Annotated in this window: 5 protein-coding genes; 1 reads left to right on the forward strand and 4 read right to left on the reverse strand. The window is 53.8% G+C overall.

The window, feature by feature from the left end; translation table 11 throughout:
* Positions 1 to 13: 13 nt before the first annotated feature.
* A complete protein-coding gene (locus tag Q0650_RS11580) occupies positions 14 to 5,170 on the forward strand; it encodes a DNA translocase FtsK (RefSeq protein WP_298819113.1) in 5,157 nt (1,718 codons plus the stop codon).
* On the opposite strand, the gene Q0650_RS11585 is transcribed toward Q0650_RS11580, so the two are convergent.
* The 4 genes from Q0650_RS11585 to Q0650_RS11600 all read right to left on the reverse strand — a co-directional run bounded on the left by Q0650_RS11585 (position 5,133) and on the right by Q0650_RS11600 (position 10,681).
* Positions 5,133 to 5,798, reverse strand: a complete 666-nt coding sequence (locus Q0650_RS11585) for a bifunctional 2-polyprenyl-6-hydroxyphenol methylase/3-demethylubiquinol 3-O-methyltransferase UbiG (protein WP_298819115.1) — start codon at positions 5,796 to 5,798, stop codon at positions 5,133 to 5,135. The two genes, Q0650_RS11580 and Q0650_RS11585, sit on opposite strands and share 38 nt — an antisense overlap.
* Before the next feature lie 230 nt (positions 5,799 to 6,028).
* Positions 6,029 to 7,369: a 2-oxoglutarate dehydrogenase complex dihydrolipoyllysine-residue succinyltransferase gene (gene odhB / locus Q0650_RS11590; protein ID WP_298819117.1), complete on the reverse strand. Its 1,341-nt coding sequence runs from the start codon at positions 7,367 to 7,369 to the stop codon at positions 6,029 to 6,031.
* A gap of 139 nt (positions 7,370 to 7,508) precedes the next feature.
* Positions 7,509 to 10,334 (reverse strand): 2-oxoglutarate dehydrogenase E1 component, encoded by a 2,826-nt coding sequence (locus Q0650_RS11595; RefSeq protein WP_298819119.1) that lies wholly within the window; start codon positions 10,332 to 10,334, stop codon positions 7,509 to 7,511.
* Positions 10,335 to 10,534: 200 nt separating this feature from the next.
* The gene (locus tag Q0650_RS11600) at positions 10,535 to 10,681 is read right to left on the reverse strand and encodes a hypothetical protein (RefSeq protein ID WP_298819121.1); all 147 of its coding nucleotides are present in this window, start codon (positions 10,679 to 10,681) and stop codon (positions 10,535 to 10,537) included.
* Positions 10,682 to 10,762: the final 81 nt, after the last annotated feature.

Consider the following 10,762-nt stretch of genomic DNA (forward strand, 5'->3'; position numbering starts at 1 on the left):
AATGGGGGCCACAATGAAACCAGAAACCGATCAAATTATTGCTCGAGCTGTTATTCGTTGCATTAATACGATCCAATCATCTAATCAAACAGGTCGTTTATTTATTCGTCTCGAGGATTTCAGTGCGTTGGTGTATCGACAGATCCTCCAATTTATTAAACGTTATCCAAACATCATTGCGCGCACTATCGAGCCTATTCCGGGCTTTGAGAGCTTTGCAATCGAAGATGGTCGATCGGCTACCTGGTATCGCAATCATTTAGAGTCTGGCAAGACGTTGTTATTGATCTTTAATCGACGAACTAGCGATGCGCAGAGTCTCAAAGACATCTATACCATTAATAATGCGACATTGATTCGAGAGCAACTTGAGGATTTAATTGAGGCAAGTATTCAACATTACCAGTATAATGAGGTTGAAAAGGAGATACTTGTCGCTTTTGTTGGTAAAACTCTTAAAACGATTGGAGTAGAACCGCAACTTCATGATTTGGTTGGGTTTTTTGTTGAAATAGATCTTCTCTTAAGTGATAATAATGACATTGAAACTGCGATTGCTATTTCGCTTCCGCATCTAGGTCTTTTCCGTTGTCGTAGATTGGCGAAATCTTTGTTCGATCACCGCAGTCGAAGCCTGCTGCGAGAGATATACCGCGCAGCGCGTATTGGGCTGGAAATTATAGATGAAAACCAGCAAGAAAAGTTGTTGGATAACCTTGCTGCCGCTGAATTCAGTAATGAAAGTGAAGTAAAAGGTTTGTCTGGCGCAGAGAAAAGGCAATTACTTCGCGATTTTATCAATGGCGCATTGGCCAATCAACCCGAACAGCTCAAACGTGTTCTTGAAATAGACTGGGAAGAGGTACAGCAAATCATAAAACCTCGCCGACGCGCGGCCACGAAGGAGCAAGTTATTCAAGAATTGCGGGAGGTAAATCAAGAATTATCGTCACCTATCGAAGAGATAGATATGTTGATTGATGCGATAGAGCGAGATGTTGATCCTGGAACACCACTTATTGAGGCGGTCTTGCAAGTAGTGCATGCACAACTATCACCTGAAGTGCGCGCTGCTCTGCGTCGTTTGATGCGTCCCCGTGACACTAAAAATGCCGATTTTCTTTACGGCTTGATGACCTTACTGGTTGAGATGTATCACCTCTATGGGCAAGACCGATCCGCCAAATTGCGAGTGTCAGTACAGTTTAAGCCAACGGATAAACGATCAAAGAAGACAAGTCTATTCGAAGCAGCGCGCGCTTTTCAGTGCGTGTATGGTGGCATTGAGCAGTTTATGCCGACAATTCACTGGGATCTAGATCAGTTGTGGAAGATAGTAGCGGATAGACAGGCCATCGAAGATGAGGAAGATGCGGAGGAGCAGGAGCGTAAAGTACATCTTCAGTTTAGTGTTACGCTCGAACCGATGGATCGTCAAGCCCGCCCTCTTGCCAAAGCAGATCTTTACTGGGAATACCGGGCTGATAGTCCAGTTGCAGCAACCGCCCTGGCACTTGAGAGTGAATTATCTCAAACTCAACAGACTCTGTTAGGTCCCATATTTGATACGGGGTTGACCGCGCTACGCATTCCGGTCTACTCTTCCTACCAAAATATCGACAAGATCGATGATCTTGACTTGTATCAGCCATTCCGAACACTCGGACGATGGTTTCAGAATGCTGGCAACCTGCGAGATATGCTGCAGGATATCTGTCGTGAAAAAGGTGTGCGAAAGGACATTGTCGATCCGATTCTGGAATCTCTATCCAAATTAGAGCAGGCATGGGCAGCTTTCATTCACGCAGCGCAAAGCGGCCTTTTCAATGAGAGGGTTGCATTACTGCTAGAGCAATACAAGGAATTTCTCCACACCGCTCTATCAAGTCTCACAAAAAGCCAGTATTTGCCGCTATACCGCATTATCAACCGCGCCTGGATGATAAGTCCATCTTCGCCTGACTCTTGGGTAGTCATGCCATTGATTCACCCTCTCAAGCTGGCCTGGTGGCACAATCGCGCGCGCGCATTCAATAATTTGGTTATGCGTATGTTCGGCAGTGATGAAGCGGAGCATGTGCATGTAATAGATCACAAGATCTTGCAACGTGAAATTGGCGCTGCCTACAGCTCGCATCATATCCCTCCGGCGCTTAGTGTCGCAGACAGAGGTCTACAGGGGCAATGGTTCACGGCTTATGAGGAAGTGCAGGGATACGAACTGTTCCGACTATATATTGATCCATCAGAAATGGCTGGCTTTAATATTGCCGAATTAGCTGAAGATGAACAAGATATAGCGCAAAGTCAGGCAGTAAATGTCCTGGTCAGTGTTGTGCAAGATTATCTAGCGACATATCCATTTGCGCGCGACGGTCTAACAATCGTTTTTCTCGAGTGCAAACACTCTGCGCTACCGATCATGATGCTGGAGAAGCTTGATCAAATCAGCAGAAAAGCTCCTTTACTACAACAGCTTCATGTTACTGTTCATACTTCTCGGCATGGCGCGACTATTTATCGGCGAATTGATCAGTGGTTAAATGGGGAAATGGCGCGAACAGAGCGTGAAGGAGCCGGATACTTACCGAGAATCACCGTAGATGTGATTGAATGCTCATTGCAAGACGTGATTCGCCAAGTAGCACCGGCAGATCTTGTTTTATTGGTCGACTTTTTTACCCACAATAGTCGGCGCTTGAAAGCGAAACTTGAACAATATCAGGAAGAAACTCAAGAAAGTATCATTCATGCTCATCAGATCAAGCCTGAACCATTTGAAGAAGGAGAAGCTTTCCGCCGCCTTCGCTTAACATCGACGGCAAAACCGGATATTCTGCGACTGTTTTTGTTGTGCCAATACGCCGGTACGCTGTCCGCAGGTGAAAAACTACCAACTGTCGATCAAAATATTAATCTCTATTCTGATCTGTCACTGGAACGATGGCAGGACCTGATCGAACAACTTCACAATCACTTCAACTGGGTAGTTTGTTACGATGAGACAATCGATCGCTTCTTGTTACGAGCAGCCGCTCAGGACAAGATACAGGTTATTCGTTACGCGCTAGGCTTAGGGGTGCAACGCTTGCACCATTTGACAATCTCGTCTGCCGGTCGCGCGCAGGAAATAGTCGAACAACGACTGGCCTCTCGGCTCGAACAGATGTTGCCGACCTTTTCTCGCGATCAATGCCGGCAAATTGCCGGCCATCTGGCGAATAGAGCAAATCAGGTCTCCGGCGACATTGTATTGCGCGCGGCTGGTCCAGGGGTGTTTCTGAACGAATTGATCGGGTTAGTAGCGGCAATCTTTGAGACAGAACAGGTCTTTCGTCAGCAGTATCCTGATGGTTTGCCGGTTTGGATTCTGCTTGACGATTTTAAGCATTGGTTCAACCAGGAGAAAGTGCCAGACTTGCTCTTCATAGGTCTCAGACAAGATGACAACCAACTGAATGTAACACTTCAAATTATCGAAGCAAAATGTGTTAATGTTGATGCTGTAGAACCAGAGGCGCGCGATGCCAGGTTGCAGGTGCGAAGTGGTATCAGTAAGTTAGTGAGAGCCTTTGCGCCGGGTGGTTCTCATCTTGACGCGCCATACTGGTATGATCAGCTTTACCGGGCGATTGCCGGTAATGTGAGCCTCACCGATCGTACACGGGCGCTTTGGGAAGGGATTTGCGACGATTTGTACGCAGGCAATTTCGCGCTTAATGCCAGTGGTCATAGTATGGTCTTCTGCTATGATGGCCAGGCCGGTATTGTGAACGGGCCGGAGGTAAAGGAGTTCCCTGAAAGGTTTGCTGAAACGCCTGAGGTGCCGCTTTACGAACACCGCTACGGTCGTAAGGAATTGGTGACCGTGCTGCGTAACTTGATCCAGCAGACAAGCAGTATTGATGAGAAGCGAACGTTTGATTGGAACATGGATGATGGAGACAAAAAGGATCCTCTACCAACTACTGATCCCCTTTCCCCTCCACCCAATACATTGCCTGAACCGAGGCTCGTAGCTTCTTCCAATGATAACGAATCTTCAGAAGATAAAGAAATCCCTGGCCCACTTCCACCGGTTGATCCAGCCTGGCTGCAACAAAAAGCTGCTGAGATCGAATATGCCTTGCGTATTCGGAACTTCCAGTTTTACCCGATCAATATTGCTGATGCTGACCAGGGGCCGAGTATTATTCGGTTTAAGTTCAGACCAAAGCCTAATCAGCAGCTAAGTAAGATTCAGGCGCAAGCTCAAGATTTGGCTCGTGAATTGAGGCTAAAGTATCCTCCTTTTATCGATAACGTACCAGGAACCCATTTTATCGGAATTGATATTCCCCGCGAACCACGTGCTACTGTATATCTGCGTCCGCTTCTAGATCGATTACCTGAACCAGGACCTGCAGAATTGCCAGTTATTGTTGGCATGTCACCCGATGGGAGGCTTATCACTGAAGATTTGTCCGAATTTCCTCATCTTCTCGTCGCTGGGGCTACCAATTCGGGGAAATCAGTTTTTCTACGCAATTTATTGCTAAGCCTGCTATCTGTTTACCAGCCGGGTCAGCTAGAATTATTAATTATTGATCCAAAACAAACTGATTTTATCATTTTCGATCAGATTCCCCATTTACGTGGCGGCAAGGTTATCGTTGACATAAACTCTGCTCGCAAGGCACTGTTGGATCTTGCCCGTAGCGAGATGCCTCGGCGACAGCGGATCATTGCCAATCGGAGCATGAAGATCAAAACGTTTAATCAGCGCTACCCAGATGAGGCGTTGCCGCCAATTGTTGCAATTATTGACGAGTATGCTTTACTGAAGAACCAAATGGATCGAAAAGAACAGGAGATATTTGAGCAACAACTCAGCATCTTAGCCGCTGCAGCTCGCTCTGTAGGCATTCATCTGGTAGTAGCAACACAGCGCCCCAGTGCCGATGTGCTTACCTCAACAATCAAAGCCAATTTAGACGTGCGTGTAGCGCTACGGGTGGCTTCCATTGTCGATTCACGAGTCGTGCTTGATGCGCAGGGTGCCGAGAATCTGCTTGGCTATGGTGACATGCTCTTCCGCGGTTCTGATGGTAGGATAGTGCGTTTGCAAGCGCCATATATCGATGAGGACGAAATCAGTGAATGGCTGAAGGATCGGTTTGGCGAACGATAATCCTCTCCAACCCACTCACGCGATCCAGCGCGCCCTTCTCTGCCACGAGATTAAACCAGCGAATGCCGGGTCGTTGCGGGTCAGGTGTCTCTTCGGTAAACAACACGCGCAGACCGCTCGATTCGAGCAGGAGGGTAAGGCGGGCAGGTGGTAGCCAGGTGTAGAGCCGGCCATCGAGGGCGCGTTCACCCTCCGGCGGAGGTGTGCGATACGAGATGATCAGTCGTCCTGCCGGGCGCATGATCCGGGCCAGGTTGATCGTTGCGCTGATCAGTGCTGCTGCCGGTATGTGCATCAACACGGCGATGCAGAGCACGTTGTCGAAGCTGGCATCGGCAATTCCCGCCAGTTCGGGCAGTGCCGCTGCGCGCACTTCGATGCCGGGGTAGGCGGCGCGAGCCTCGGCGATCATCCCGGTTGATGGCTCGAACCCTACGGTTGGGAAGCCGCGCTGGTTCAACCACGCAACATCGCGTCCGCTGCCGCTGCCCACATCCGCTGTGGGTTTGCCCGGGTGAAAGAAGGTGTCAACCAGGCGATAGATCGCATCGGGGTGCAGGCTTCGTTGGAACGCTGCCTGCTGGCGGGCCAGCTCGTCATATGTTCGGATCGTTTGTGGATCGGCCATAGGCGTGATCTGCGCGTCGGTGTGGTTGTATCGGTCAGATTAGTTCAGTCCGAATCATACCATGCCACGCGGCGCGCAGGTCTGGAAGAGGCGCTGGTCGGATCGGCGGGCAGCAGTTTGTTTGAATACAGGCTCCACGCCTATGTCGTGTGGCGCAGGAGGGCAACTGTCTCGATACGAAACCGGGGCGGTCAGCGCGACCGCCCCGGCCAGCATTGGCGCGCGAGGATTTACCCTTCCAGTAGCAGCGCTTCTGGATCTTCGATCAGCTCCTTCACCTTCACCAGAAAGCGCACTGCGGTGCTGCCATCGATCAGGCGGTGATCGTAGCTGAGCGCGACGTACATCATCGGGCGAATGACGATCTGGCCGTTGACAACCACCGGACGCTCTTCGATCTTGTGCATGCCAAGAATGCCTACCTGCGGCGCGTTCAGGATCGGGGTGCTCATCAGTGAACCGTAGACGCCGCCGTTGGTAATCGTAAAGGTGCCACCCTGTAGCTCGGCCAGGCTCAATGTGCCTTCGCGCGCTTTTTTGGCCAGTTGGGCAATCTCTCGCTCGATTTGGGCAAAGGTCTTGCGGTCGGCGTCGCGCACAACCGGCACAACCAGCCCTTCATCGACGCCAACGGCGATGCCGATGTCGTAGTAGTACTTGATCACCACCTCTTCGCCCTGAATCTCGGCGTTGACGAGCGGAAAGGCCTTAAGCGCGCCGACGACAGCTTTGGTGAAGAATGACATGAAGCCCAGTCCGACGCCGTGTCGCTCTTTAAACGAGTCTTTGTGGCGGGCGCGCAGGGCCATCACGGCGCTCATATCGATCTCGTTGAAGGTTGTGAGCATTGCGGCAGTGTGCTGCGCTTCCACCAGGCGACGGGCAATCGTCAGTCGCCGGCGGCTCAGCCGCTGCCGTTCTTCACGCCGATCGCCATTCGTGGTGACACTAACCGGCGCGGGCGCAGGTGATGGAGTCGGTCGCGGTGGCGCAGGCACCGCTGCCGGTTGTGGTGGCGTTGGCGCAGTTGCCGGCGGTGGTGGCGGTGGTGTTTCAATGATTGCCGGGATGGCATGGCTGACGTGTACCCGTGACTCGTCGGCTTTGGCTGTGGCCTCGCTTGGGCCTGCGCCAGAGACCAGGCGCAGTACGTCTTCTTTCGTCACCCGTCCACCCGGGCCGCTACCCGGCACGGCGCGCAGATCGATGGCGTGCTCAGCCGCCACTTTTTGCGCTACCGGCGTTGCCAGCACCTCTGTTGCCGGCGCTGTCGGAACCGATGCAGCGGTTGAAGTGACCGCCGGAGCAGTAACCGACGGCGCTTTGGGTAATGCCCCGGCTTCGATTGTCCCTAGCAGATCGCCGATTGCCACCGTTGTGCCTTCCGGACAGGCGATGCTCGCCAATACGCCACTCTGATCGGCGGCAACCTCGAGATTCACCTTGTCGGTCTCGAGTTCGACGACCGGTTCGCCAATGGAGACTGCTTCTCCCTCTCGTTTCAACCAGCGCGCTACCGTCGCTTCAACAATCGATTCGCCTAGCGACGGCACTCGAATTTCGTATGCCATGCCGTTAACCTGCCTCTATCAGTGTAGTGAGCCTCTCCAAGCATTGTAGATATTCCACAGGCGGCAGACACAGCTTCATACAGATGACAGATCGCTCCTGCTCTGACTCGCCGGGCCTGCCGCGACGGTCGCAAATCGCTTATCGCGTCAGCGCCGTCTGGCCTGCGATAGCCGGAACCGGCGCGTCTGGTATATCGGCCACCGCTTCGCGCAGAATACGGGCCTGCTCGCGCGCGTGAATGCTATGCAGACCCTCAGCCGGACTGGCCGATTCGGCGCGTCCGACGTAGCGCAGCGTAACCCCTTCCGGCAACAGTTGTTGCAATCGCGGCCAGACAAACGTCCACGCTCCCATATTTTGCGGCTCTTCTTGCAGCCAGATCACCTCACGCAGATGCGGATACCGCTGCGTGGCAGCGCGCAATTCTTCCGTCGGGAAGGGGTAGAGTAGCTCGAGCCGCAACAGATCAACCCGACCAGCCGTCTTTTCCCATTCGGCGCTCGAGAGCAGGTCAATCGCCACCTTACCCGAACACAGGATGAGGCGGGTGACTCCTTCGGGAGCGGGAGCTTCGGCGCCCAATCCCAAGACCGGTTGGAAGCGATTGTCGGTCAGGTCGCGCAGTGACGAACTGCTGCGGGGATGGCGCAACAGGCTCTTGGGGGTCAGGATGATCAGCGGTTTGGGATCGGCGTAGAGTGAAGCGGCCTGGTAGCGCAGCAGATGGAAATATTGCGCCGCCGTGGTGCAGTTGGCGATGCGGATGTTGTCGTTGGCTGCCAGTTGCAAAAAGCGCTCCAGCCGCGCGCTCGAGTGTTCCGGGCCTTGCCCTTCGTAACCGTGTGGCAAGAGCATCACCAGCGACGGGTTTTGCCCCCACTTGGCATGACCGCTGACGATAAACTGGTCGATAATCACCTGAGCGCCATTGGCAAAATCGCCAAACTGCGCTTCCCACAGCACTAACGTGTCGGGGGCATGGCAGCTATAGCCATACTCAAAACCGAGCACGGCGGCTTCAGAGAGCGGGCTGTTATAGACCGCAAACGACGCGCGAGCCTGAGGAATGGCGTGCAGCGGAATGAAGCGCTCGCCGGTAACCACGTCGTGCAGGACGGCGTGGCGGTGGCTAAACGTGCCTCGCTCGCTGTCTTGACCAGTTAAGCGGATGGGTGTGCCGTCGGCGAGAATGCTGGCGAAGGCCAGTGCTTCAGCGTGCCCCCATTCGATGCCATTCTCTTCATAAATCGCCTGGCGGCGGCGTTGTAACATGCGCTCGAGTTTGGGATGAACGGTAAAGTTTTCCGGTCGGTCGAGCAGCGCCTCGTTGAGTTCGATCAACGTCTTGGCCGATACCGGGCGGGCAAAGATCGGCGGTCGGCGCAGCGGCTGCGGGTCAGGCGGTGGCGGGGCCGGTGGTAGCGAAGCGGCCAGACGTTGCCGTTCGCGCACCTTCTCGAATGCCTGCTGAAGCTTCTGCATCACGGCATCGACGCGCGCCTGCGCCTCTTCGCGCGTAATAATCCCGCGACGTTCGAGTTCACGCGCCCAAATCTCGCGCGCGGTCGGGTGATTGCGAATGCGCTCGTACATCTTGGGTTGGGTAAACTCCGGCTCATCACCTTCGTTGTGCCCCCAACGTCGGTAGCCGACCAGGTCGATCAGAAAATCTTTCTGAAACTTTTCACGGTAGGCCGAGGCCATGCGCGCTGCAGCGATGCAGGCTTCAACATCATCAGCATTGACGTGAACAACCGGAATTTCCAGCCCGCGGGCCAGGTCACTGGCATAGAGAGTCGAACGCGAATCGTTGCTATCGGTGGTAAACCCGATCTGGTTGTTGATAATGATGTGAATTGTCCCGCCAGTGTGGTATCCCTTCAAGCGGGAGAGGTTGAGCGTTTCGGCCACAATTCCCTGACCGGGGAAAGCGGCATCACCGTGGATCAAGATCGCGAGCGACTCCTTCTCATCCTCTTCGGGGAAGCCTGGCCGATGCCGACGCTCTTGAGCGGCGCGCGCGCGCCCTTCGACCACCGGGTTGATAAACTCCAGATGGCTGGGGTTGGGCGCCAGCGTAATCGGCATTTCGGCCACGCCACTCTCGCGGTAGGCCTTGCGCGCGCCCAGGTGATACTTCACGTCACCGGTCCAGCCCTCATATGTATCTTTGGTATAGTCGGGCGAGTGAAACTCGGTCAGGATCATCGAATAGGGCTTGCCAAGGATGTGAGCCAGCACATTCAAGCGGCCACGATGAGCCATGCCGATCACGACCTCTTTAGTGCCGGCAGTGGCGGCATTGCGGATAATTGCATCGATCATCGGGATGAGCATATCGCAACCCTCGATCGAAAACCGCTTTTGACCGGGGAAGGTTTTGTGCAAAAAGCGCTCGAAGGTCTCAACCTCGGTCAGGCGGTCGAGCAATTCGCGCTGCCGTTCGGCATCCATCCCGCCAAAAAAGCGCCGATCTTCGGCGGCTTCGCGGATCCAGGCTCGTTCGCGATAATCTTGAATCTGGTCAGTCTCGTACCCAATCGAGCCGGAATAGGCCTGCCGCAAACGTTCAACGCCCTCGGCGGCATTGCGCACCTGGGTGGCAATCGGCCCGCGCACAATATGCGCCGGCAGGGCCGCCAGGTCAGCCTGAGTCACGCCATGCGTGGCCAGCTCAAGACCGGGATCACCGGGAGGATCGCTGCCCAGCGGGTCGATCCGGGCTGCCAGGTGACCTAGTTCGCGGATGTATCGGATTAAGCGCGCTGCGCCAACAATGCGCGTCACGTCGAGTTGGGGTTGGCCGCGTTCATCAGTCGATGCCAGACCTTCGTCTGGCGGCGTCCATTGGGCAAAGAAGGCGCGCGTCGCTTCATCAACCGAATTGGGATCGACGCGGTAACGTTCGTACAATTCGATCAGATAGCCGGCATTTGGGCCGTAAAAACCATTCCATTCATTCATGCCTCGCCCGCTCCTTGGTCGTTTGATACCGACAGCCGGTTTTTTGTTAAGAATGTCACAAATAATGAATGATTGCGCAACACTTTGCGTTGCTCTGCCGCTTCTATTGTACCACGTTGACTGCACAGCGTTTCAAGGCAAAAAAACAACGCGGCCAGAGGCCGCATCGTCTTGTCGGAGCGACGAGAAGAGGGTGTAGCTTATGCGCCGGCAATCGCGTTGCAGGCCGCCGCAACTCCTAGCATGGCGCCAAGCGTGACCAGGACGGCCAAAAACTGGGCCAGCCGGTAAGGCATCTCGTAGCGCGTAGCCGGTCGAGAAACTGAGGTAATCCGCTCCCGCTGCATGTTTGCCTCACTTGTAACAGGTTACATGTTTTATCGTATATTGTCATGATATCCATTTGATATAATGCGTCACCAGAGAGA

The sequence above is a fragment of the uncultured Chloroflexus sp. genome (genome assembly GCF_937129525.1).
GTDB lineage: Bacteria > Chloroflexota > Chloroflexia > Chloroflexales > Chloroflexaceae > Chloroflexus.